At 69.2% G+C, this 22,985-nt stretch carries 23 protein-coding genes; 12 read left to right on the forward strand and 11 right to left on the reverse strand.

The genetic code is table 11. The features are described from left to right. The first annotated feature begins 81 nt into the window (after positions 1–81). Positions 82–939 carry a ribonuclease H family protein gene (locus AC1RIF_RS01510; RefSeq protein ID WP_492600113.1) on the forward strand — a complete coding sequence of 286 codons (858 nt, stop codon included), beginning with the start codon at positions 82–84 and terminating at the stop codon, positions 937–939. A 19-nt stretch (positions 940–958) separates the two neighbouring features. Here AC1RIF_RS01510 and AC1RIF_RS01515 read toward each other — a convergent pair whose 3' ends face one another. Next, positions 959–2,587 carry a fatty acyl-AMP ligase gene (locus AC1RIF_RS01515; protein ID WP_492599603.1) on the reverse strand — a complete coding sequence of 543 codons (1,629 nt, stop codon included), beginning with the start codon at positions 2,585–2,587 and terminating at the stop codon, positions 959–961. Positions 2,588–2,787: 200 nt separating this feature from the next. On the opposite strand from AC1RIF_RS01515, the gene AC1RIF_RS01520 reads away from it, so the two are divergent. The 6 genes from AC1RIF_RS01520 (at position 2,788) to AC1RIF_RS01545 (ending at position 8,505) form a co-directional block, all read left to right on the forward strand. Further along, complete coding sequence (locus AC1RIF_RS01520) at positions 2,788–4,467, forward strand: peptide chain release factor 3 (RefSeq protein WP_492599604.1); 1,680 nt, start codon at positions 2,788–2,790, stop codon at positions 4,465–4,467. Continuing rightward, entirely contained in the window at positions 4,467–5,135 is a 669-nt protein-coding gene (gene pnuC / locus AC1RIF_RS01525; protein WP_492599605.1) for a nicotinamide riboside transporter PnuC, read from the forward strand. Before AC1RIF_RS01520 ends, pnuC begins: the two co-directional genes overlap by 1 nt. A 28-nt stretch (positions 5,136–5,163) precedes the next feature. Further along, on the forward strand, positions 5,164–6,027 hold the full coding sequence (locus tag AC1RIF_RS01530) for an LLM class F420-dependent oxidoreductase (RefSeq protein ID WP_492599606.1): 864 nt from the start codon (positions 5,164–5,166) through the stop codon (positions 6,025–6,027). Positions 6,028–6,135: 108 nt separating this feature from the next. Further along, on the forward strand, positions 6,136–6,495 hold the full coding sequence (locus AC1RIF_RS01535; RefSeq protein ID WP_492599607.1) for a hypothetical protein: 360 nt from the start codon (positions 6,136–6,138) through the stop codon (positions 6,493–6,495). A gap of 19 nt (positions 6,496–6,514) precedes the next feature. Then, positions 6,515–7,216, forward strand: a complete 702-nt coding sequence (locus AC1RIF_RS01540; RefSeq protein ID WP_492599608.1) for a response regulator transcription factor — start codon at positions 6,515–6,517, stop codon at positions 7,214–7,216. Next, positions 7,213–8,505, forward strand: coding sequence for a HAMP domain-containing sensor histidine kinase (locus AC1RIF_RS01545; protein ID WP_492599609.1), 1,293 nt, complete (start codon positions 7,213–7,215; stop codon positions 8,503–8,505). The genes AC1RIF_RS01540 and AC1RIF_RS01545 overlap by 4 nt, the downstream gene beginning before the upstream one ends. A gap of 6 nt (positions 8,506–8,511) precedes the next feature. Here AC1RIF_RS01545 and AC1RIF_RS01550 read toward each other — a convergent pair whose 3' ends face one another. Together AC1RIF_RS01550 and AC1RIF_RS01555 are read right to left on the reverse strand one after the other, a co-directional pair. After that, a complete protein-coding gene (locus AC1RIF_RS01550) occupies positions 8,512–9,555 on the reverse strand; it encodes an enoyl-CoA hydratase/isomerase family protein (RefSeq protein WP_492599610.1) in 1,044 nt (347 codons plus the stop codon). Between the two features lie 29 nt (positions 9,556–9,584). After that, complete coding sequence (locus AC1RIF_RS01555) at positions 9,585–10,301, reverse strand: pyridoxine/pyridoxamine 5'-phosphate oxidase (RefSeq protein ID WP_492599611.1); 717 nt, start codon at positions 10,299–10,301, stop codon at positions 9,585–9,587. 120 nt (positions 10,302–10,421) lie between these two features. On the opposite strand from AC1RIF_RS01555, the gene AC1RIF_RS01560 reads away from it, so the two are divergent. After that, complete coding sequence (locus AC1RIF_RS01560; RefSeq protein ID WP_492599612.1) at positions 10,422–11,774, forward strand: MFS transporter; 1,353 nt, start codon at positions 10,422–10,424, stop codon at positions 11,772–11,774. On the opposite strand, the gene AC1RIF_RS01565 is transcribed toward AC1RIF_RS01560, so the two are convergent. The 6 genes from AC1RIF_RS01565 to AC1RIF_RS01590 all read right to left on the reverse strand — a co-directional run bounded on the left by AC1RIF_RS01565 (position 11,764) and on the right by AC1RIF_RS01590 (position 17,313). Then, entirely contained in the window at positions 11,764–12,162 is a 399-nt protein-coding gene (locus AC1RIF_RS01565; RefSeq protein WP_492599613.1) for a VOC family protein, read from the reverse strand. The genes AC1RIF_RS01560 and AC1RIF_RS01565 overlap by 11 nt on opposite strands. Next, on the reverse strand, positions 12,159–12,656 hold the full coding sequence (locus tag AC1RIF_RS01570) for a nuclear transport factor 2 family protein (protein ID WP_492599614.1): 498 nt from the start codon (positions 12,654–12,656) through the stop codon (positions 12,159–12,161). Before AC1RIF_RS01570 ends, AC1RIF_RS01565 begins: the two co-directional genes overlap by 4 nt. Before the next feature lie 112 nt (positions 12,657–12,768). Continuing rightward, the gene (locus tag AC1RIF_RS01575) at positions 12,769–14,559 is read right to left on the reverse strand and encodes an ABC-F family ATP-binding cassette domain-containing protein (RefSeq protein ID WP_492599615.1); all 1,791 of its coding nucleotides are present in this window, start codon (positions 14,557–14,559) and stop codon (positions 12,769–12,771) included. Then, entirely contained in the window at positions 14,559–15,497 is a 939-nt protein-coding gene (locus AC1RIF_RS01580; RefSeq protein ID WP_492599616.1) for a 4-(cytidine 5'-diphospho)-2-C-methyl-D-erythritol kinase, read from the reverse strand. The genes AC1RIF_RS01575 and AC1RIF_RS01580 overlap by 1 nt, the downstream gene beginning before the upstream one ends. A 62-nt stretch (positions 15,498–15,559) precedes the next feature. Continuing rightward, entirely contained in the window at positions 15,560–16,303 is a 744-nt protein-coding gene (locus tag AC1RIF_RS01585; RefSeq protein ID WP_492599617.1) for an ABC transporter permease, read from the reverse strand. A 50-nt stretch (positions 16,304–16,353) separates the two neighbouring features. After that, positions 16,354–17,313, reverse strand: coding sequence for an ATP-binding cassette domain-containing protein (locus AC1RIF_RS01590; protein ID WP_492599618.1), 960 nt, complete (start codon positions 17,311–17,313; stop codon positions 16,354–16,356). A gap of 106 nt (positions 17,314–17,419) precedes the next feature. Here AC1RIF_RS01590 and AC1RIF_RS01595 point away from each other — a divergent pair, with 106 nt between their 5' ends. Beyond that, the gene (locus tag AC1RIF_RS01595) at positions 17,420–18,388 is read left to right on the forward strand and encodes a helix-turn-helix transcriptional regulator (RefSeq protein WP_492599619.1); all 969 of its coding nucleotides are present in this window, start codon (positions 17,420–17,422) and stop codon (positions 18,386–18,388) included. On the opposite strand, the gene AC1RIF_RS01600 is transcribed toward AC1RIF_RS01595, so the two are convergent. Together AC1RIF_RS01600 and cspE are read right to left on the reverse strand one after the other, a co-directional pair. Next, on the reverse strand, positions 18,373–18,852 hold the full coding sequence (locus AC1RIF_RS01600; RefSeq protein ID WP_492599620.1) for a nuclear transport factor 2 family protein: 480 nt from the start codon (positions 18,850–18,852) through the stop codon (positions 18,373–18,375). The two genes, AC1RIF_RS01595 and AC1RIF_RS01600, sit on opposite strands and share 16 nt — an antisense overlap. A 162-nt stretch (positions 18,853–19,014) precedes the next feature. Next, complete coding sequence (gene cspE, locus AC1RIF_RS01605; protein WP_031940068.1) at positions 19,015–19,218, reverse strand: transcription antiterminator/RNA stability regulator CspE; 204 nt, start codon at positions 19,216–19,218, stop codon at positions 19,015–19,017. Between the two features lie 323 nt (positions 19,219–19,541). Here cspE and AC1RIF_RS01610 point away from each other — a divergent pair, with 323 nt between their 5' ends. Genes AC1RIF_RS01610 through AC1RIF_RS01620 form a run of 3 tightly spaced genes read left to right on the forward strand, consistent with a single transcriptional unit; the run spans position 19,542 to position 22,944 of the window. Then, positions 19,542–19,751 carry a heavy-metal-associated domain-containing protein gene (locus AC1RIF_RS01610; RefSeq protein WP_492599621.1) on the forward strand — a complete coding sequence of 70 codons (210 nt, stop codon included), beginning with the start codon at positions 19,542–19,544 and terminating at the stop codon, positions 19,749–19,751. Between the two features lie 8 nt (positions 19,752–19,759). After that, the gene (locus tag AC1RIF_RS01615) at positions 19,760–20,674 is read left to right on the forward strand and encodes a DUF8832 domain-containing protein (RefSeq protein ID WP_492599622.1); all 915 of its coding nucleotides are present in this window, start codon (positions 19,760–19,762) and stop codon (positions 20,672–20,674) included. Next, positions 20,674–22,944, forward strand: coding sequence for a heavy metal translocating P-type ATPase (locus AC1RIF_RS01620; protein ID WP_492599623.1), 2,271 nt, complete (start codon positions 20,674–20,676; stop codon positions 22,942–22,944). The genes AC1RIF_RS01615 and AC1RIF_RS01620 overlap by 1 nt, the downstream gene beginning before the upstream one ends. Positions 22,945–22,985: the final 41 nt, after the last annotated feature.

Here is a 22,985-nt window from a genome sequence, read left to right on the forward strand (position 1 = left end):
TCAATCTTCGTACGAACTTTGTCGTACGTACCGGGCATTCTGTTCGGTGTCCCCCGAACGAAGGAGAAGCCCTTGCTTGCTGTGATCCACGCCCGCAAGAACCGCGGCGTCGACGGTGGCCTCGCCCGCGCTGTCGCCGTGTGGCGGGCGAACGACGAAACCCACACGCGCCTGTTCGTCCGTGACGATGCGACCGACGCGTCGTACTTCGCGGCGGCACTCGACGCGTTCTCGTTCCTCCTCGACCTCTCGACCGCCGGCGCGGAGCCCATCCTGCTCCACCTCACCGACAACACCCTCCGCAAGGAGATTTCCGACGTCCTCGACGCGTTCCCGTCGGTCACGATGGTCGGGGTGGCCCGGGGCGCCGTCGCGGATCTCTCGCGCGCCGGTCTGGACGCCCTCGATGCCGACGCCGGCGCGCGGACGGCCGCACGCGAGGAGCTCGAACGCCTGCGGATCGCGGCGTTGCCGGAGCTGACGGTCGCGACGGATGCCTCCAAGTCACGCCGTCGGGGAGTCGGCGTGGCCTGCGTGAGCGAAGAGGGCAATCGTCACCAGCGGATGGTTCCGAACGTCAAGACGGTGCTCACCGGCGAGCTGCTCGCGATCGAGCTCGCGATCGACCGATTCACCGACCGCCGCCTCCACATCCTCACCGACAGTCAGGCCGCGCTGAAGTACCTCGGGGTCACGCCTTCCACTCCGCCGCTGCCCCGCGACGGGGAGGCCGCCGTGGTGGCGGACCGGATCAGGCACGCGTCGGTCGGCCGGCGCATCCGATTCTCCTGGGTGCGCGGGCACAGCGGACACCTGCTGAACGAGACCGCCGACCGGCTCGCCATGGCGGTCCGGCGCGCCCACGAGGCGCAGATCCCCACCGAGATCCGCCGGGCCGTCGCGCAGCGCATCGTCGAGCCCGTCCTCGCCGCGGCCTGAGCAGCCCGATTCGGGGCCGTCAGAGCAGACTGATCGAACTCGACCGTCGCAGCTTGCCCGACGAGGTCTTCGGGATCGACCCGGGTCCGAGGACGGCGACGGTGCGGGGGCGGACGCCGACCTCGGAGACCACGGCGTGCGCGACCTCGCGCTCGATCCGTCTCACCTCGTCCTCGTCGTCGATTGCGTTGGTCTCCACCGCAACTGCGAAACTCTCCCGCTTGTCACCGGCATCGAGGCGGATCGCCACGGCGTTGCCGGGGCGCACGCCCGCGACCGAGCCGGCGGCGCGCTCGATGTCGGTGGGATAGATGTTGCGACCACCCATGATGATGACGTCCTTGACTCGACCGCACACCACCACCAGACCGTCCTCGGTGAAGTAGCCGATGTCACCGGTGTTGATCCAGCCGTCGTCGTCCTGGGTCGGCACCGGCCCGTCGACGGTGAGATAGCCCGGGGTGACGGACTTTCCGCGCAGTTCGATGACACCGACGGCGCGGCGCGGCAGCTCCAGCCCGTCCCGCGCGACCACCCGCCCCTCCAGACCCGGGACCAGCGGCCCGAGTGTCGGGAGGGGCCGGGCGTTACTTCGGTTGGAGCGCACCGCCATTCCGCCGGCCTCGAGCAGATCCGGGTCGACGTGGTCGAGCACCATGCCCTGCCCGGGTTCGGGGACCGACACCGCGAGCGTCACCTCGGCCATCCCGTAGGTCGGCGCGAGCGCCATCGGATCCAGCCCGAATCGGGCGCCGGCCTCGGCGAGTGCGATCATCGTGTCCGGGTCCACCGGTTCGGCACCGTTGAGCAGGCATCGCATGGTCGACAGGTCGTACTCACCGTCGGGCGCCTGTGCCAGTCGGCGGGACAGCAGCGAGTACGCGAAGTTCGGTGCCGCAGTGAGAGTTCCCCGGTACTTACCCATCAGCTCGGCCCACAGCAGCGGCGACTTGAGGAAGTCGAGCGGCGTGATGTGGACCGTGGTGGCGCCGATCTGCATCGGGACGGTGAGGAACCCGATCATGCCCATGTCGTGGAACAGCGGCAACCAGCTGACCATGACGTCGCGGTCGGGGTTGAACTTGACGCGGTCGATCATCGCGTACGCGTTGGCGTAGAAGTTGCCGTGCGTGAGCTGCACGGCCTTCGGAGATCCGGTGGAGCCGGACGTCAACTGCTGCAACGCAATGTCGGTCTCGGCCGCCTCGACCGGGTCGATGGCTTCACCCGTACGCATCTGATCGATGGTCACGACTTCGATCCCCCGCTCGACGAGCAACGGGCCCGCTGCCTCGAACGGCGCGCCGACGATCACCGCGGTCGCCTCGATCATCCCGATGATCGCCTCGGTGTCCTGCGCCCACACCTGCAGGTCGGTACGCGGCGTGGGCTGGTGCAGCATTGTCACCGACGCGCCCCGCATCCACGTCGCCTGACAAGCCGGCGCGATGTCGGCGGGCATGCCGGCCAGGACCCCGATCGCATCGCCGTGCCCGATCCCGGCGTCGGCGAGAGCACCGGCCATGCGGCGCGCGATCGCATGCACCTCTCCCCATTCCTGGCGCAGTGGCGCATCGGGTTCGCCGGTGATCAGGGCCTGCGAACTCGTCGCGGCCGTGGCATACATCTCGTCGGTGAACTTGCTCATCGCAAACTCCTGCCGGTCCCTGTCGGGACACTACGACTGCACCACCCGGTTCCCGACACGTATATCCACAAGCGGTGCCGACCTGTTACCCGTCGGCGGTGCCGTCCTCACTTCCGCACAGCGCCCGCGTACCCTGGTATCGGTTTCTCACCACCGCTGCATCGCTCCGACTCCGACCACGAACCTGAGAGGCACACCCGTTGAACAGCGCGCCCGACTCGGCCGAGCTCACCACCGCCGAGGCGGCGTCCACCACGGTTGCCGTGCCCAAGTCCCTGAAGGTCGAGGCCACCCGGCGTCGCACGTTCGCCGTCATCTCGCATCCCGATGCCGGTAAGTCGACGCTCACCGAGGCTCTCGCGCTGCACGCGAAGATGATCTCCGAAGCCGGCGCCGTGCACGGCAAGGCCGGCCGTAAGTCGACCGTCTCCGACTGGATGGAGATGGAGAAGGCCCGCGGCATCTCGGTGTCGTCGACGGCCCTGCAGTTCAACTACCACTCCGACGAGACCCCCGACGACCAGATCAACGTCATCAATCTCGTGGACACCCCGGGTCACTCCGACTTCTCGGAGGACACCTACCGCGTGCTCACCGCAGTCGACGCGGCCGTGATGCTGATCGACGCCGCCAAGGGCCTCGAGCCGCAGACCCTCAAGCTGTTCCAGGTCTGTCGCCACCGCGGCATCCCGGTCATCACCGTGATCAACAAGTGGGACCGTCCGGGCCGCACGCCGCTGGAACTGCTCGACGAGATCGACGAGCGCATCGGCCTCACCCCCACCCCGCTGTACTGGCCGGTCGGCATCGCCGGCGACTTCCGGGGCCTGCTGCGCCGCGGGGAGGACGGGGCTCCGAGCGAGTACATCCGGTTCACGCGCACCGCGGGCGGCGCCAAGATCGCCCCCGAGGAGATCCTCGACGCCGACGCCGCCTTCGAGCGTGAGGGCGACGAGTGGGAGACGGCCGTAGAGGAGAGCGAACTGCTCTCGGCAAGCGGCCAGGACCACGACCAGGAACTGTTCCTCGCCGGCCAGACCTCACCGGTGATCTTCGCGTCCGCGATGCTGAACTTCGGCGTCCGGCAGATCCTCGACACCCTCGTCGCGCTCGCGCCGCCTCCGGGTCCACGCAAGGACATCGCCGACAACGCGCGCGAGGTCACCGACCCGTTCAGCGCCGTCGTGTTCAAGGTGCAGGCCGGTATGGACACCGCACACCGCGACCGCCTCGCCTTCATGCGTGTCGTGTCCGGAGTGTTCGAGCGCGGCATGGTCGTCACGCACGCACAGACCGGGAAGCCGTTCGCGACCAAGTACGCGCTCACCGTCTTCGGACGCGACCGGACCACCGTCGAGAACGCCTACCCCGGCGACATCGTCGGCCTCGTCAACGCCAACGCGCTGGCCCCGGGCCACACGTTGTTCACCGACAAGAAGGTCGAGTTCCCGCCGATCCCGTCGTTCGCGCCCGAGCACTTCTCGATCCTGCGCGCCGAGAGCGCCAGCAAGTACAAGCAGTTCCGCCGCGCCGTCGACCAGCTCGAGTCCGAGGGCGTCGTGCAGATCCTGCGCAACGACATCCGCGGCGACGCTTCCCCCGTCATGGCGGCCGTCGGCCCCATGCAGTTCGAGGTGGTCGCCGCCCGGATGAAGGCCGAGTTCAACGTCGAGGCACGGATGGAGCCGCTCGGCTACGCGCTGGCCCGCCGTACCGACGCCGAGTCGGCCGTCGAGCTGGGCCGTCAGCGCGGTGTGGAGGTCTTCACCCGCACCGACGGCGTGCTGCTCGCCCTGTTCAGCGACAAGTGGCGCCTGCAGTACATCCAGAAGGAGATGCCGGAGCTCACGCTCGAGCCGCTCGTCGCCGCAGGCGACTAGTGAGCGTTCTGCAGACGCTGTTCGACGCCGAACTGCACATCGGCGGTGCCACGATCCTGTGGCGCGAGATCATCGGGAACGCGTTCGGCATCGCGTCGGCGATCGGCGGGATGCGGCGCGTCGTGTGGGCGTGGCCGGTGGGGATCATCGGCAACGCGCTGCTGTTCACGGTGTTCATGGGCGCGCTGTTCCACACCCCGCAGGACCTCAACCTGTACGGCCAGGCCGGGCGGCAGCTGCTGTTCATCACCGTGAGCGTGTACGGCTGGACCCGTTGGCTCCAGTCGCGCCACGACTCCGGGAAGGCCGTGCTCCCGCACTGGGCGTCGACCCGGGCACGGGTCGGGATGATCGCGACGATGGTGATCGGCACCGTCGTGTTCGCGAAGGTCTTCGAGATGCTCGGTTCATGGGGTCCGTGGCCCGACGCCTGGATCTTCACCGGGTCGATCCTCGCGACGTACGGCATGGCCCGCGGCTGGACCGAGTTCTGGCTGATCTGGATCGGGGTCGACGCGGTCGGCGTGCCGCTGCTCTTCAGCGGCGGCTACTACCCGTCGGCGCTGCTGTACCTCGTGTACGCGGGATTCGTGCTGTGGGGTTTCGCGGTGTGGCTGCGGATCCAGCGCACTGCGACGGCACACACCGCACCGACACCGGCGGAATGATTCACCGACCGGTCCCGTTGCAGCCGGTATGACACAGGACACAGCAGAGCCCCTGAACTTCGGCGCGTTCGGCGTCTGGCGTCACGCCTTCGGTCTGCAACCGGAGGTGGGCGCGGAGATCGAACGTCTCGGATACAGCGCCATCTGGGCGGGTGGGTCTCCCCCGGCGGATCTGCAGGTGATCGAGGACCTTGTGGCCGGCACCGAGAAGATCCCGGTCGCGACGGGCATCGTGAACATCTTCGCCGCACCCGCCGACGAACTGGCCACGTCGTACCACCGCATCGAGTCCAAGTATCCGGGGCGGTTCGTCCTGGGCATCGGTGTCGGCCATCCGGAGGTGCCCGGCATGGGCGCCGAGCGGCCCTACGAGGCCCTGGTTCGCTACCTCGACGTCCTCGACGACGCCGGCGTCCCGAAGAACCGCCGCGTGCTGGCCGCCCTCGGTCCGAAGGTGCTGAAGCTGGCCGCGGAACGCTCGGCGGGCGCCCACCCGTACCTGACGCCGCCCGAGCACACCCGGGAAGCCCGCGAGGTGCTGGGCCCGGACGCGCTCCTGGCGCCCGAACAGAAGGTGGTGCTGAGCACGGACACCGAATCCGCCCGGGCGATCGGCCGCGAAGCCGTCGAGAACCCGTACCTGCACCTGCGCAACTATCGCCGGAACCTCGAACGTCTCGGCTTTCCGACGGCCGAGCTCGACAACGGCGGCAGCGACCGCGTCATCGACGCCCTCGTCGCACACGGCGACGCGGCGACCGTCGCGAGCAGGCTCACCGCACACCTCGACGCAGGCGCGGATCACGTTGCGGTGCAGGTGCTGCCGATGGCGGGCAACCCGCTACCGCCGCTGCGGGAGCTGGCTACAGCGCTCGGGATCACACACCCGTGATTCTCTAACGGACCCCTAAGACTTCGCTAACGAGAAGCGAGTTTTTCGCCCATAACTTGGTTGATGTCGGGGCCACAAGGGCCCCGACATCGAGCGAGGAGTCCGACGATGAACAAGTCTTCCACCACCCACATCACCCGCCGCCGGTTGGCCGTGGCCGCCGCGGGCATCGCCGCAGCGGGCGCGCTGGCCGTACCGGGCTTCGCGTGGGCCCAGAACGCAATTCCGGAGGGCGCGCCGACTGCCGTCGACTCGCCCGCGGTGTCCACCCCGGCCGGCGACGCACTCGAAACGGTCGAGGGTGTGGCCTCGCCGAGCGATACGCCGGAGGCCACGGTGCTCGTCCCGGCCAGCGAAGCCACCGCGGCCGGCGACGCGGCCCAGGGTGAGCTCGCGCTCGACACCGTCGAGGGTGTGACCTCGCCGAGCGATACGCCGCACGTCACAGTCATCGTGCCCAACCCCTGAGTTCACGGGAGCGGGCACTATGGACCGAGTGACCGATAGCGCCCGCATCCTGCTCGTCGACGACGACCCGAAAGTCCTGTCATCCCTCACGCGGGGGCTCCGCCTGTCCGGTTTCGATCTCGAGACCGCGGCGGACGGGGCCTCCGCGTTGGGTGCCGTCGCCGCATCCTGCCCGGATGCGATCGTGCTCGACGTCAACATGCCGGGGCTCGACGGGGTCAGTGTGGTGACGGCTCTGCGGGCTATGGGCAACGAGGTGCCGATCTGCGTGCTCAGCGCGCGGAGCACCGTAGGCGACCGGATCGCGGGACTCGAGGCCGGCGCCGACGACTACCTCACCAAGCCGTTCGAACTGGGCGAACTGGTGGCCCGGCTGCGGGCTCTGCTCCGCCGTGCACCGCGTACACCGGCACCGGCGGGGGTCGTCACCGTCGGCGCGCTCGAGGTGGACCTGCCGGGCCGACGCGTCCACGCCCAGGGCCACCGGATCGAGCTCACCAAACGCGAGTTCGACCTGCTCTGCGTCCTCGCCGAGAACGCAGGCATCGTGCTGAGCCGGGTGCAGTTGCTGCGCTTGGTGTGGGGCTACGACTTCGACGCAGACACCAACGTCGTCGACGTCTTCGTAACATATCTGCGAAAGAAGTTGGAGGCGAACGGGATGCCGCGAGTGCTGCACACCGTGCGGGGGGTCGGGTTCGTGCTGCGGGAGCAACCGTGAAAGCACGTCGCCGCTCGCTGTCTCTGAGGGCCCGCGTCGCCCTGGTCACCGCGCTGGCCGCCACCAGCGTGATCGCGGCAATCGGGGTGGCCTTCGCGGTATTCCTGCGGATCAACGGATCCGAGCAACTCGACCGCACACTCGACGCGGTGACCATCAGTGCTGCGGCGGACACCACTGTCACAGAGAGCGGTCCGCCGTCGAGCTCCCCCGAAACCGGTGCCCATCCCACCGTGGTCCTGCCCGCCCCGGTCGCGGTCCGCGCAACGACGATCGACGGCGAAGCCGTCCGCGCGAAGGACGTCCCGATCGGTGGTTCGGTCGGCCAGACGGTCGCCATCTCGATACCCGAGGACGCGCTGAGCCGCGCTATCCGCGAACAGCAATGGCAGGTGGCCGGTGCCGCAGTCGTCGCGATTGCGGCGGCAGCGGGACTCGGCTGGCTTCTCGCCGGCCGCGCGGTCCGACCACTGCAGCGGCTCGCGGCGGCCACCCACACGGTCGGAGACGAACTACCAACCGCCCTACCCGACATTCGCGGGGCGCGCGAGGCCGAGGAGCTCGCCGACGCGATCGCACACATGCTCGACCGAATCAGCAGGGCGCAGAGCCGGACACAGGAGGCTCTCGGTTCGGCGCGCGACTTCGCAGCTGTCTCCGCACACGAACTGCGTACCCCCCTCACCTCGATGCGCACCGACCTCGAGGTGCTCGCCACGATGCCGTTGTCCGCCGAGCAGCGCGCCGAGATCGTCCGCGACGTGCTGGCCACCGAACAGCAGATCGAGACCACGCTGTCGGACCTCGAGAGCCTGGCCGTCGGCGAACTGTCCGACGCCGACGATCACGAGGATCTCGACGTCGTGGAACTCGCGGACCGATGTGTGCAGGAGGCGGCCAGGCGCCTGCCCGACGTCGCGATCGAACTCTCCAGTCCGGCGTCGCTGAGAATGCGTGGGCTGCCATCGGGGCTCCGCATGGTCCTCGAGAATGCGGTCACCAACGCAGTCCGGCACGGACGGGCCGATCGGGTCCGGATCACCATCGTCGACGACGGTGCATGCGGGGTCGCGATTGCGGTCGACGACAACGGGATCGGTGTACCCGAGCACGAACGATCGACGCTGTTCGAGCGCTTCGCGCGGGGATCGTCCGCGCATCCCGACGGGTCCGGGCTGGGACTGGCCCTCATCGCACAACAGGCCGCCCTGCACGGCGGCGGCGCCGAACTGACCGACAGCCCGCTCGGCGGCGCACGCCTACGGATCGTCCTGCCCTCGACGCCCTGACCGCGGCTACTCCGCCGGTTCGGCGGTGACCTCGGCGAACAGCGCCTCGATCGCCTCGGCGTCGATGTCGTCGAGGGAAGGCGGATTCCAGGACGGATTGCGATCCTTGTCGACCAGGACGGCCCGCACACCTTCGATGAAGTCCGCGTTGCGGGCGACCTCGGCGCCGAGGACCAGCTCGAGCTCCAGACACTGTTCGAGGGTCAGTGCTGCGCCCCGGCGCACCAACTCGGCCGTGATCCACAAGCTGCTGGGGGCCATCGCGGCCAGCGCCTCACGGGTGGCCTTGGTCCACTCGTCGTCCCCGGTCAGCCGGGCCACCATGTCGGTGACGGTGCCCGACCCGAAGACCCGGTCGATCTCGTCGAGCCGAGCCGCCATCTCCGATGCGGGCGCCTCGGTGGTGTGACGAGCGAGCACACCGTCGAGAACCGCGGCATCGCTGCCGCGGATCGAACGAATCTCCTCGGCGAGCGCGTCGAGCTTGTCGCTGGGCACGAAATGGGTGGCCAGTCCGGTGACGACGGCATCGGCTGCCGTGGCGCGGGCACCGGTCAGGCCCAGATACATTCCCGTCGCGCCGGTCAGGCGGGGCAGGAAGTAGCTGGCCCCGACATCGGGGAAGAAGCCGATTGCGGTCTCGGGCATCGCAAGACCGGCCCTCTCGGTCACGACACGAACCGACCCGTGCACCGAGATGCCTAGCCCACCGCCCATCGCGTGCCCGTCGATCAGCGCGACATACGGCTTGGGGTAGTTCGCGATGAGCGCATTGAGCTGATACTCGGTGGAGAAGAACCTGTGGACGGCGTTGTGGTCACGGTCCAGGGCAGACTGCCGCACCGACTTGATGTCACCGCCTGCGCAGAACGCGCGTTCGGACGAACTGGTCACCAGCACCGCGACGATCGCGTCGTCGTCGCGCCACTGCACCAGTGCCGCGTACATGTCTCGGATCATGCTCGCGTCCAGGGCGTTGAGCGCCCTGGGCCGATCGAGCACGATCTCTGCGATGTTCCCGTGTACCCGGGTCTGGATGAACGACGTCACCGGACCTCCTTATGTTCTTCTCGATCGGTTCACGGCCACAGCGCGTCACGGGCCCAGCTCACACCCTCGACTTCCAGGCTGCGCCGGTACCGCACCCGCAGGTGCCGGCGGCCCGGATCGGCGTGCCAGAACTCCACCGTCTCCGGGACCAGACACCAAGCCTGCCAGGTGTCCTCGACGTAGGACGGATCGGCCTCCACCTCGGCCACCGACTCCCGCACCGCGGCGTCGTATTCCGCGACATCGGTGAGGATCTCGCTCTGCCGGCTCGCCGCGGCCACCGCACGCGCCGTCACCGAACGCTCCAGGAAGTCCCGCGCGCTGACGTCCGCGTCGCCGCGCACCACCGAACCCCGCACCCGCACCTGACGGCCCTGCTCCCGCCAGTAGAAGGTCAGCGCCGCAACCGGATCAGCGTCCAGTTGCCGCGCCTTGGGCGAACGCCGATCGGACGAGAACCACCATCCCGCCTCGGTGACGTCCTTGAGCAGCAGCGTGCGGGCATCGGGCGCGCCCGCCTCGTCCACCGTCGACAGCGTCGCGACGTGCGGTTCGACCACGCCGGCCACGACAGCCTCCTCGAGCCAGTCCAGGAACAGGGCCACCGGGTCGGCGGGCAGCGCGGCGGCGCCCGTGGCGCCGGGCATCGGGAGTCCGGTGGCGGGCGCGGTGGCCGACGCACCGGGAATGGCCCGGATCCAACTACGGGCGTCCGGATACGACGCGCGGATCTGCCTGGCGGACATACGCGGAACCCTAGTCGCCCACCCGCGCGTGCCACCCTGCGGCACGCTCGATTGCTGTGATGCGCCACACAGCCGACCCTGTGGATTCGTCGACTGACGTAGCCACATCGAAGGAGTGCTATGCATCTTCCGCACGCCGCGCACACGGATCCCTCACCGAAGGATTCGCGTCGCGCGCTGGTCTCGAGCTTTCTGGGATCGACGGTCGAGTACTACGATTTCCTGCTCTACGGCGCCGCCGCAGGATTGGTGTTCCCGGCGCTGTTCTTCCCGGAAACGATGGATCCGGTGCTGGGGTCGACACTCTCGTTCATCATCCTGCTCGCCGGATACATCTCGCGCCCGATCGGCGGCATCCTCTTCGGGCACTTCGGCGACAAGTTCGGGCGCAAGAACATCCTCGTCATCACCTTGCTGATGATGGGGCTCGTGTCGGTCGCGATCGGCCTCATGCCGACCTACGCGACGATCGGCGTGGCCGCCCCGCTGATCCTGGTCACCCTCCGCGTCATCCAGGGCCTGGCCGTCGGCGGCGAGTGGGCGGGCGCCACCCTGATGGCCGCCGAACACGTGAAGCAGGATCGTCGCGGCTTCGCCGCCTCGATCGCCGTCACCGGCGGTCCCACCGGGTCCGTCCTCGCGACTCTGATCCTGGCCCTGTTCGCGGGGCTTCCGGACGAGCAGTTCCTCAGTTGGGGCTGGCGCGTACCGTTCCTCCTCTCCGCGGCCTTGGTGATCGTCGGCCTCTTCATGCGCTATCGCGTGACGGAGTCCCCGGACTTCGCCAAGGCGCGGGCGGCCGGCGACGTGCACACCGGCACGCCGATCCTCCGCGTCCTGAAGAAGTACCCGGCGTCGACCGTGTACGGGATCCTGGCCACGGCCGGACCGCTGTTCATGCAGGCCCTGCTCGCCGTCTGGGTCGTTCCGTACGTCGCGGCCCAGGGTGTGGTGCCGCGCCAGGACGCCCTCTACATGCTCACCTTCTCCAGCGTCGTGCACATCTTCGCGATCCCCTTCTTCGCCTGGCTCTCGGATCGATACGGACGGCGTCCGGTGATGCTCTTCGGTGGCCTGGTCTCCGTCGTGCTCGTCTTCCCGATGTTCGCGCTGTTCAACTCCGACAGCTACTGGCTGGTCGCGGTCGGCTTCCTGGTGGGTAATCCGATCATCCAAGCATCGATGTACGGCCCCATCGGCGCCTTCCTCGCCGAGAAGTTCGAGACGCAGGACCGCTATACCGGTGTCTCCCTGACCTTCCAGTTCGGCTCCGTCATCGGCGCCGGGACGGCGCCGCTCATGGCGAACTGGCTCATCGGACTCGGGAACGGCGGCGGCACGGACAACATCGCCTGGTACTTCATCGGGCTCATCGCACTGTCCGCCCTGGCGGTCTTCCTCTCCAAGGAAACCCTGGTGCGGGCCAGCCGACCGGTCCCGCGACCGGACCCCCGCGAATCCGTCAGTTCTTGATCGGACCCGACAGCATCCAGCGGTGCCCGAACGGGTCTATCAACGTCGCGTTACGGCGGCCGTGGTTCTCCGAGATCCACCGCTCCACCGTGCCGCCGGCGTCGTGGGCCCGTTCGAGCACCGCGTCGGTGTCGTCGACGGGCAGCATCAGACTGACCGACGTGGCACCCGATTCGGGCGCGCTGAGCCCCATCTCCGGGAACTCCTCGGCGAGATAGATCATCCCGGACTGGAACCGCAGCTCGGCGTGCCCGATCCGACCGTCGTCCATCACGATCGGCTCGCCGACCAACTCGGCGCCGAACGCCTTCCGGTACCACTCGATCGCCCGGCCCGCCCCGCGCACCGTGAGGTACGGCAGAGCACCGGCGGCGGGCAGATCCGTCACGGCACGATCCCGGACGCCGTTCCGGACTGTGGCGACCCGATGAGGGCCCACCGGTTCGACGTGAGACGGAAGCTCGGCATGTCCGCGAGCGAGTACACCGACTCGTACGTGCGCTCGTACGCGGTGCTCGCGATCTTCCACCGGCCGGCGGCGTCCCGCCGGTAACTGTCCTGGTAGAAGGCCGCGCCGTGCATCATCATCTGGTCGCCCGGCACCACGACGGTGTCGGACAGGTACCAGATTCCGGTCGCGGTGTCGCCGCTCACGTCGATCTCGGGGTGCCCGCAGTGGTGCTCGGTGATCACGTGCGGACCGAGGGTGTCCTGCAGGAAGGACACGAACGCGTCCCGCGAATCGAACCGCAGGTGCTCGGCATACGTGGCCGTGGCGTCGGGCAGGAGAGTGTCGGCGAAGTCGACCCACGACTTGGTGTCGAGGGCACGCACGTATCGGTACTTGAGCCGACCGATCTCGGCTATCGCCTCCAGATCCACGCTGCCCGCCCTCCGCCCGAACCCGTACGGTACAAGTGCAGGCTAACCGTCACCACGGACTTATGGGGTCCGTAGTGCGATTATCGTTGCCGGGCAGCTACACCGCCGCGTCTCAGTCGAGCTCGGCAGCGAGCTCCATCCACTGCTCCTCCGTGGCCTCCTTCTCGGCCACCACCTGCTTGAGCTCGGCGTCGAGCGCCATCAGCTTCGCCGGATCCGTCGCCGCCTCCGCCAACTGGGCGTGCAGCTTCGCCTCTCGTTCGTCGAGCTTGGCGACGGCGCGCTCGAGCCGCGAGAGTTCCTTGCGGGCCGCCCGATCGGCGGCACCGTCGCGGGCCGCCCTCGGCGCGGACGCCCCCGCGGTGGACGCCACCGACTGCGCCACGTTCTCCGGCTTCTGGGCCAGGATCGCGCGCCGGCGCAGATACTCCTCGATGCCGCCGGGCAGGTTGGTCAACTTGCCGTCCCCGAACAACGCCCACGTCGTGTCACAGATCCGCTCGATGAGGTAGCGGTCGTGGGAGATGACGACCATCGTGCCGGCCCAGCCGTCGAGCAGATCCTCGAGCTGCTGCAGGGTGTCGATGTCGAGGTCGTTGGTGGGCTCGTCGAGCAGCAGCACGTTGGGCTCGGCCATCAGGACACGGGTGAGCTGCAGCCGGCGCCGCTCGCCGCCGGACAGGTCGCCGACCGGCGTGCGCTGCCGGGCCGGCGCGAAACCGAGTCGCTCGGCCAGCTGGCCGGCCGAGATATCCTTGTCCCCCAGCGTGATCCGCTCAGCGACGTCCTTGACGGCATCGAGGACACGCATGTCGGTCGGCAGGTCGTCGAGTTCCTGGCGCAGCCACCCGATCTTCACGGTCTGGCCCTGGATCCGCTTGCCGGACGCCGGTTCCAGTTCGCCCGCGAGCGTTCGCAGCAGCGTCGTCTTTCCGGAGCCGTTGACGCCGACCAGGCCGACACGCTCGCCCGGGGCGAGCCGCCACGTGAGGTCGTGGACCAGTTCGCGGCCGTCCGGGGTGGTCAGCTCGGCGTCCTCGAGTTCGACGACGACCCGGCCCAGCCGCCGCTTCGCGAACGACGCCAGCGCGATGCTGTCACGCGGAGCGGGGACGTCGGCGATCAACGCCTCGGCCGCCTCGACCCGGTACTTCGGCTTGGACGTGCGGGCCTGCGGACCGCGCCGCAGCCACGCGAGTTCCTTGCGGGCCAGGTTCTGTCGCCGCTCCTCAGCGGCGTCGGCCTGCCGGGCGCGTTCGGCGCGAGCGAAGATCCAGTCGTTGTAGCCGCCCTCGTAGCTCTCGACCTTGCCGCCCACAACCTCCCACGTGCGGGTCGCGACGGTGTCCAGGAACCAGCGGTCGTGGGTGACGACGACCAGAGCCGAGCGCCGCGACACCAGGTGCTCGGCGAGCCACTGCACGCCCTCGACGTCGAGGTGGTTGGTGGGCTCGTCGAGCACAAGCAGATCGAGGTCCTGCACCAGCGCCGCGGCCAGCGCGACACGCCGCCGCTCACCACCGGAGAGCCCGTCGACCCCGGCGTCGAGGCCGAGGTTGTCGATACCGATGCCGGCGAGGATGCTGCGGATCCGCGCGTCGCCCGCCCACTCGTGGTCCGCGACGCCGAGCGGTCCGAGGACCACGTCACCGACCGTCGACCCCGCGGGCAGGACACCGCGCTGGGTGACGACCGCCATCCGCAACCCGCCGACGCGGCTGACCCGGCCGGAGTCGGGTTCCTCGATGCCGGCGAGCACCTCGAGCATCGTGGTCTTGCCGCCGCCGTTGAGGCCGACGACTCCGATGCGCTCACCTTCCTGCACGCCGAGCGAGACGGAATCGAGCAGCGGCTTGATGCCGAAGGACTTCGAAACCTGTTCGAGATTGATCAAATTCGCCATCAGTGGCTGCCTTCTTCCGGCTCGGGGTCGATCACGCGCGCGCCGGGCACGGGCCCACTCGCGACGCGTACGGTGCGGCACACTCCCGCACCCGAGAGTTCCGCACCCACCGCGACGGCCGCGTCGGCGTCCTCGCACAGGAACGCACATGTCGGGCCGGAGCCCGACACGATCCCGGCGAGGGCGCCCGCGGTGACACCGGCGCGGAGAGTACGGCGGAGGTCGGGGGCCAGCGACAGCGCCGCCGCCTGCAGGTCGTTGCCGAGCAGCGGCGCCAACGCCGCCGCATCGCCGGTCGCGAGCGCACGCATCAGGTCCGCGACGTCACCGACCCGCGGCGGATCGCCCTCCACGCGCAGGCGGTCGAGTTCACGGAACACCGTCGGCGTCGACAGCCCGCCCTTCGCGAGCGCCAGCACCCAGTGGAACGTGTTGCGGGAGAGCACCGGCAGCAACTTCTCACCCCGGCCGGTGCCGACCGCGGTCCCCCCGTGCAGGGAGAAGGGGACGTCGCTACCCAGCCGGGCGGCGAATCCGCTCAGCTCGTCGCGGCTCAGGCCCAGACCCCACAACTGGTCGAGCGCCACCAGCGCGGCGGCCGCGTCGGCGCTGCCGCCCGCCATCCCGCCGGCCACGGGGATGCCCTTGACGATCGAGATCTCCACGTCGGGCGCGATGCCGGCCTCGGCGGCCAGCAGCTCCGCCGCCTTCCACACCAGGTTCGTGTGGTCGGTCGGCACCGCCACCGCGCCCTCTCCGCGCACCCGGACGGTCAGGGCGTCCGCGGGCACCACCGAGAGGTCGTCGCTGAGCGAGAGCGCCTGGAAGACCGTGCTGAGTTCGTGATAGCCGTCCTCGCGCAGGTCGCCGACGGCAAGGTGCAGATTGACCTTGGACGGGGCCCGGACCGTGACGGGGCGTGGGACGACGGAAAGCACAATTTCCAACAATAGGCGCTCGGCGCGGGGTCACGAAAACGCACCTCAGACGGCACTTCCGCCTATCGCACGGACCGGACGCCGATACCCAGCCCCACGACCGCCACGGTGACCGCCGCGACCACCCCGGACAGCACGGCTCCGGACGCGAGATCGCCCGCGAACAGGGCCCGCTCCGCGTCCACCACGTAGCCCAACGGGTTGATCGCGACCAGGGCACGCATCCACCCCGGGGCGTCGTCGAGCGGCAGCATCGTGCCCGACAGGATCAGCATCGGGAACATCAACGTCTGCTGCACCACCCAGAACATCCAGTCCTGGTCCCGGACCGCCAGCGCGAGCGCATAGGACAGCGCGCCGAGCCCCACACCGAAGACACCGAGCAGCACGATGCCGATCACTGCGCCGAGCGGATCGACGTCCAGGCCGAGCGGCAGAGCCACCAGGATGATCAGGATCGCCTGTGCGGCAAGTGGAACCATCTCCTTCGCGGCCCTCCCGATCAGCAGCGACGACCGGTGCAGCGGCGTCACCAGCATCCGCTCGTGCGAGCCCTGCTGCATCTCCATCAGCAGGTTCGAGCCGGTCATCGAGGTGCCGAAGATCGCGATCATCACCAGCACGCCGGGGATGAACCAGTTCCACACGCTCTCCTCCATCCCGGGAACGCTCTTCAGCAGTGGACCGAACAGGGCGAGCAGGATCAACGGCTGGGCGAGGCTGAACACGACGCTCACCGGGTCGCGCAGGGTGGGTCGCAGCTCGCGGGCCATGACGATGCCGCTGTCGCGGACGATGCCGATCATGAGTGAGGCTCCTTCGGGTCTGGAATTCGGTCGAGTCGAGGGATCAGCGGTCACGCCGCAGCGGTCTCGCGCAGGCTGCGGCCGGTGAGGCCGAGGAAGACGTCGTCGAGGGTGGGGCGGGTGATCTCCGCGGTCGCGACCCGCACGCCGTGTTCCTCGGCGACCCGCAACAGCTCGGGCAGGGTCGCGTCGCCCTGACTCGTCCGCACCGACACGCCGGCACCGGCCGCCTCGACGGCGCGAACCGTGACGAGCGTTTCCGCGAGGCCCGCGACCCGGGCCGCCGCCGCCGGGTCGTCGAGCCCGATCGTCAGCAGATCGCCGGCCAGTTCGGACTTCAGGGCGGTCGCGGTGTCGTCGGCGATCACCGTGCCGCGGTCGATGACGATCACCCGCTCGGCCATCGAGTCGGCCTCCTCCAGGTAGTGCGTCGTGAGCACGATCGTCGTGCCCATCTGCGCCCGGAGCCGCAGGATGTGCTCCCACAGGTTGGCGCGGCTCTGCGGGTCCATGCCGGTGGTGGGCTCGTCGAGGAACAGCAATGGCGGCCGGTGGACCAGTCCGAGCGCGATGTCGAGGCGCCGGCGCTGACCGCCCGACAGCGTGCTCACCTTCCGCGTGGCCAGGTCGACGAGTTCCAGTGCGTCGAGGAGTTCGTCCGCCCGGGCACCCGACGCCGCCTTCGTCATGTCGTAGCACTGGCCCTGGGTCACCAACTCGTCCCGCACCCGCTGGTTGTGACCGGCCCCGCTGCCCTGCCCGACGTACCCGATCCGGCGGCGGACCTCGTCGCGGTCGACGGTGACGTCGAAGCCCGCGACCCTCGCCCGACCCGACGTGGGCGCCAGCAGCGTCGTCAGCATCCGGAGCGTGGTCGACTTGCCGGCGCCGTTGGGCCCGAGCAGCGCCACCAGCTCGCCGTCCGCGACCTCGAGGTCGACGTCCACGACGGCGTCCACCGTGTCCTTGCCCTGCTTGAACCGTTTGGTCAACGACTCAGTGCGGATCATCGCGTGCATCGTTCCTGCCTCTGCTCGTGGCTCGTTCCCTGTCGCCACGAAAACTAGGAGCAATTGCGGACACCTACAGTCCGCTATCGGTGGGATGCTGCGATGCATGCGGGAAACATCGGCACGACTACTGCGACTGCTGTCCCTGCTCCAGACCCGCCGGGACTGGTCGGGCGAGGAACTGGCCGAACGGCTCGCCATCACGCCACGCACGGTCCGGCGGGACGTCGACAAGCTGCGCGGGCTCGGCTACCCGGTGGACGCGACCGTGGGCGTCGGGGGCGGCTACCGGCTCGGTGCGGGCGCCGAGATGCCGCCACTGCTGCTCGACGACGACGAGGTCCTCGCCGTCGCACTCGGCCTGCAGTCCGGCGCGACGGGGTCCGTCGTCGGGATCGGCGAATCGTCGGTGCGGGCGTTGACCAAGCTGCGGCAGGTGATGCCGTCACGGCTGAGGCACCGCCTCGAGTCACTGCAGGTGGACGTGGTGCACCGGGAGCCGGCCGCGAGCGCCGTCGACGCCTCGGTGCTGTCGGCGATCGCGTCGGTGTGCCACAACCACGAGCGCTTGAGGTTCGACTACCGCACCCACGACGGCAGCGAGAGCCGACGCGAGGTCGAGCCGCATCGACTGGTCCGATCCGGGCAGCGCTGGTACCTGGTCGCGTGGGACACGATGCGCGACGACTGGAGATCCTTCCGGGTCGACCGCATGGAACCCAAGATCCCGACCGGGCCACGATTCACGCCGCGCGAACTGCCACCCGGGGGCGCCGCCGAGTTCGTCGCGCGCGGCGTCAATCGGGCCATCACACAGGTCCGGGCGCGCGTGCTGCTCCACGCCCCGATCGACGAGATCGCCCCGATGGTCGATGCCGAGTGGGGCACGCTCGAGGACGCGCCCGACCATCGCTGCGTGGTGGCGCTGGGCGGCGACTCACTGCCGTCGATCGCACGCTGGCTCAGCGCCTTCGACGTCGACTTCACCGTGCTCGATCCGCCCGGGTTGCGCGACGAGTGCCGGCGCCGGGCCGAACGGCACGCGCTGGTCGCCGAACGCTACCGCGGCGCCTGACCGGGCACGTCCATCCACATGCCACCGACGTCGTTGCGGATCCACTCGACCTCGATCCGGCGGTCCGCGACGGCCCACCGGCCGTCCCGGCGCTCGAACCGGTCGAGATAACGCAGCCACACCGTCAGGAAGTTGCGGGTGGGATTGCCGGCGTCGGACGCGCTGGTGTGCTGCGCCATCACATAGGTCTCGGTGTCGGCCGTGTCACCGGCGAGTTCGATCAGCATGTTCCCCACGAAGTGGAACGTCCGGTCGAACAGACCGAAGCCTGCAGGATCACCGAGGAAGTCCATGAACTCGTCGATCCCGCCCTGGTAGAAGGGGGCGTAGTCGTTGTGGGCGTCATCGAAGAAGCACGAACGCACCAGGTCCCAATCACGCCGATCGACGCCGCGATAGTAGCGGTGGAGCACGTCACCGATCTCGGCTCGATCGCTGAGTGCGCGGAGCTCGTTGGCAGTCACCTCGGTCCTTCCGTCGCGCGGGCGCGGTTGCCGAACACTACTTCCGATTCGACGCCGAGGTGACGATTAGGGCCCGGACACACGGAACGGGGCCCCACTCCCGAAGGAGTGGGGCCCCGTCCTCGTCGTCAGCCCGGCTCAGCCGGGCAGATCCGAGTCAGCTCAGACAGCGGTGACGTCGGTGGCCTGCGGGCCCTTGTTGCCCTGGCCGACCTCGAAGCGCACGCGCTGGTTCTCTTCCAGGGTGCGGAAGCCGTTGGTCTGAATGGCCGAGTAGTGGACGAAGACGTCGGCGGAGCCGTCGTCGGGCGCGATGAAGCCGAAGCCCTTTTCAGCGTTGAACCACTTCACGGTGCCTTCTGCCATGTTTCTTTCTCTCCTCTTACACAGTGCAAACTCGGGAAACTCCAGGTCAGGGATTCCCGGGCCGGTGTTACTCGGCGGCTACGTCGCTCTCAGGAGAGACCTCGTCCGCCCGCAACTTCAGGATTTGCGAGCGTGGACTAACACAAACACAAAAACTACGACCGACATCAGTCAACCACAACCAGCGCCGATACGCACTGACTCGGGCCAGACGTGTCGCACATCTCGAATGGCCCCCTTGCGCTTGATACCCCCTGGGGGTACCTTTCGAGTTGTTCGACCAATACCCACACGGGGTAGTGGTAGCACAGAAGGAGATCACCATGAGCACCGCCGAGTACACCGTCACGGGAATGACCTGCGGACACTGCGTCTCCTCGGTCAAGGAGGAGGTCGGCGCGGTCGCCGGAGTCTCCGACGTCACCGTCGACCTGCCCTCGGGCCGCCTCACCGTCACCTCCGCCACGCCCGTCCCCGAGTCCGCGATCACCGCCGCGGTCGAGGAAGCGGGCTACACAGCACAGCCGATCTGAGGAATCCGATGCGCACGTCCACCACGCTCATCGCCTACACCGGGGGGCTCGCGGTCGTCTTCGCCGCGGCCCTCGGCGTGGGCGCCGTCACGGGAAGCCCGATCGACATGACGAGCACACACACCGACAACCACGCGGCCGCCGACGCGGGGACCGCCGCGGCCGTCCCCGCGGGGTTGCAGGTCTCGCAGGACGGCTACAACCTCGGCGAGATCACCTCGCCGCCCCGCGCCGGCGAGGCCGGCACGCTCGACTTCCGCATCGAGGACGCCGACGGCACCCCGGTCACCGCGTACGACGACCTGCACGAGAAGCAGCTCCACCTGATCGTCGTCCGCTCGGACACCAGCGAGTTCCGGCACGTCCATCCCACGCTCCGCGCCGACGGCACATGGTCGATCGACTGGACCTGGCCCACCGGCGGCACCTACCGGGTGTTCGCCGACTTCCAGGCCACCGGCGCCCCCGCCCAGCTCACGCTCGGACGCAACGTCGACGTCGCCGGCGACCTCGAACCGGCGCCGCTGCCGACGCCGTCGCGCACCGCGAACGTCGACGGCTACACCGTCACCCTGAACGGCGACCTCAGCACCGCCGGCGGACCGCTCACGCTGACAGTCTCGCGAGACGGCGTCCCGGTCACCGACCTCGACCCCTACCTCGGCGCATACGGCCACCTGGTCGCACTGCGCACCGGCGACCTCGCGTACCTGCACGTCCATCCCGAGGGCGAACCCGGTGACGGCGTCACCGCGCCCGGACCGGACGTCACGTTCCACGCGCAGGCGCCGAGCGCCGGCACCTACCGGCTGTACCTCGACTTCCAGCACGAGGGCACCGTCCGCACCGCCGAGTTCACCGTCCCGGTGGGCACCACGGCCGAGCCGACACCCACCACCGACGGCCACGAAGGAGGGCACTGATGACTACGGCAGATCTCGCAACCGGCCGTGACGGCACCGTCGAACTCGCGATCGGCGGCATGACGTGCGCCTCGTGCGCCTCGCGGATCGAGAAGCGACTCAACAAGATCGACGGCGTGACCGCCACGGTCAACTACGCCACCGAGAAGGCGAAGGTGACCTTCGACGGCTCCGTCAGCACCGACGACCTGGTCGGCGCCGTCGAGAAGGCGGGCTACACCGCGACACTGCCGACCCCGCCCACCGCCGACGGACAGGGCACGGGCGAGGATCAGGGTCCTAGCGCGGCCGATCGCGACCTCGCGTCACTGCGCACCCGGCTGATCGTCTCGGCCCTGCTGTCGGTCCCCGTTATCGCGATGGCGATGATCCCGGCCCTGCAGTTCACCAACTGGCAGTGGCTCTCGCTGACCCTGGCCGCACCGGTGATCGTGTGGGCGGGACTGCCGTTCCACCGCGCCGCCTGGGCCAACCTGCGCCACGGCACCGCGACGATGGACACCCTGATCTCGCTCGGCACGTCGGCGGCGTTCGCATGGTCGCTGTACGCGCTGTTCTTCGGCACCGCCGGTACCCCCGGCATGACGCACGCTTTCGAGCTGACCATCAACCGGATGGACGGCGCTGCGAACATCTACCTCGAAGTCGCGGCCGGCGTGATCACGTTCGTCCTCGCCGGACGGTACTTCGAAGCCAAGTCCAAGCGGACCGCCGGAGCCGCACTGCGGGCGCTGCTCGAGCTCGGAGCCAAGGAAGTCTCGGTCCTGCGGGACGGCGTCGAATCCCGTATCCCCGCAGAACAACTGCGGGTCGACGACCTGTTCGTCGTCCGCCCCGGCGAGAAAGTCGCCACCGACGGCGTTGTCGTCGAGGGCAGTTCCGCGGTCGACATGAGCATGCTCACCGGCGAATCGGTACCCGTCGAGGTGAGCGTCGGCGACGACGTCGTCGGTGCCACCGTCAACGCGGGCGGACGCCTCGTGGTGCGGGCGCGTCGCGTCGGCAGCGACACCCAGCTGGCCCAGATGGCCGCTCTCGTCGAGGACGCGCAGAACGGCAAGGCCGCCGTGCAGCGGCTGGCCGACCGCATCTCCGGCGTGTTCGTCCCGATCGCGATCGCGGTTTCGGTTGCCGCCCTGGGCTACTGGATCGGCACCGGCAACCCGCTGCAGGTGGCGTTCACCGCGGCCGTCGCGGTGCTGATCATCGCGTGCCCGTGTGCTCTGGGCCTGGCGACTCCGACGGCGCTGCTCGTCGGCACCGGCCGCGGCGCCCAACTGGGCGTGCTGATCAAGGGGCCGGAGGTGCTCGAGACCACCCGCGGTGTCGACACCATCGTGCTCGACAAGACCGGCACCGTCACCACCGGCAAGATGACGCTCGTCGACGTGATCACCACCGACGGCACCGACCGGGACCAGGCGCTGAGACTGGTGGGCGCACTGGAGAACGCATCCGAGCACCCGATCGCGCAAGCCCTCGCGGCCGGCGCCGCCGACACCGTCGGCACGCTGCCCGGCGTCGAGGACTTCGTCAACGTCGAGGGCAAGGGCGTGCAAGGCATCGTCGACGGCCACGCCGTGGTCGCCGGACGCGAGAGCCTGCTCGCCGACTGGTCGCAGCATCTGTCGGCGGATCTCGCGGAGGCCAAGCGCAATGCCGAGAAGCTCGGTCAGACCGCCATCGCGGCCGGCTGGGACGGGCAGGCGCGAGCGGTGTTCGTCGTCGCCGACGCGATCAAGGCCACCAGCGCCGAAGCCGTCCGACGCTTCAAGGAACTGGGGCTGACCCCGGTCCTGCTCACCGGCGACAACGAGACCGTGGCCCACACCGTCGCCGCGCAGGTCGGGATCGACACCGTCATCGCCGAGGTCCTGCCCGGCGACAAGGTGGACGCCGTCAAGGACCTGCAGGCCCGCGGCAAGGTCGTCGCGATGGTCGGCGACGGAGTCAACGACGCGGCCGCTCTCGCGCAGGCCGACCTCGGTCTGGCGATGGGCACCGGCACCGACGTCGCGATCGAGGCCAGCGACATCACCCTCGTGCGCGGTGACCTCCGCTCGGCGGCCGACGCTATCGAGTTGTCGCGCAAGACGCTTCGCACCATCAAGGTCAACCTGTTCTGGGCCTTCGCCTACAACGCGGCCGCGATCCCCCTGGCCGCGGCGGGCCTGCTGAACCCGATGCTCGCCGGTGCCGCGATGGCATTCTCGAGCGTGTTCGTGGTCAGCAACAGCCTGCGACTGCGGAGGTTCCGCCCGTCGAGCTGAACGCACCCCACCCACGACAGGGGCCCTGCGCCGTCATCGAG

It is taken from the genome of Prescottella sp. GW823-FHT02E09, assembly GCF_058797375.1.

Coding starts and splice junctions, on each gene's coding strand:
- AC1RIF_RS01515 (WP_492599603.1), bottom strand. CDS start 2,587: ATGAGCAAGTTCACCGACGAGATGTATGCCACGGCCGCGACGAGTTCG.
- AC1RIF_RS01530 (WP_492599606.1), top strand. CDS start 5,164: ATGACACAGGACACAGCAGAGCCCCTGAACTTCGGCGCGTTCGGCGTC.
- AC1RIF_RS01535 (WP_492599607.1), top strand. CDS start 6,136: ATGAACAAGTCTTCCACCACCCACATCACCCGCCGCCGGTTGGCCGTG.
- AC1RIF_RS01540 (WP_492599608.1), top strand. CDS start 6,515: ATGGACCGAGTGACCGATAGCGCCCGCATCCTGCTCGTCGACGACGAC.
- AC1RIF_RS01555 (WP_492599611.1), bottom strand. CDS start 10,301: ATGTCCGCCAGGCAGATCCGCGCGTCGTATCCGGACGCCCGTAGTTGG.
- AC1RIF_RS01560 (WP_492599612.1), top strand. CDS start 10,422: ATGCATCTTCCGCACGCCGCGCACACGGATCCCTCACCGAAGGATTCG.
- AC1RIF_RS01575 (WP_492599615.1), bottom strand. CDS start 14,559: ATGGCGAATTTGATCAATCTCGAACAGGTTTCGAAGTCCTTCGGCATC.
- AC1RIF_RS01585 (WP_492599617.1), bottom strand. CDS start 16,303: ATGATCGGCATCGTCCGCGACAGCGGCATCGTCATGGCCCGCGAGCTG.
- AC1RIF_RS01590 (WP_492599618.1), bottom strand. CDS start 17,313: ATGATCCGCACTGAGTCGTTGACCAAACGGTTCAAGCAGGGCAAGGAC.
- AC1RIF_RS01595 (WP_492599619.1), top strand. CDS start 17,420: ATGCGGGAAACATCGGCACGACTACTGCGACTGCTGTCCCTGCTCCAG.
- cspE (WP_031940068.1), bottom strand. CDS start 19,218: ATGGCAGAAGGCACCGTGAAGTGGTTCAACGCTGAAAAGGGCTTCGGC.
- AC1RIF_RS01610 (WP_492599621.1), top strand. CDS start 19,542: ATGAGCACCGCCGAGTACACCGTCACGGGAATGACCTGCGGACACTGC.
- AC1RIF_RS01615 (WP_492599622.1), top strand. CDS start 19,760: ATGCGCACGTCCACCACGCTCATCGCCTACACCGGGGGGCTCGCGGTC.
- AC1RIF_RS01620 (WP_492599623.1), top strand. CDS start 20,674: ATGACTACGGCAGATCTCGCAACCGGCCGTGACGGCACCGTCGAACTC.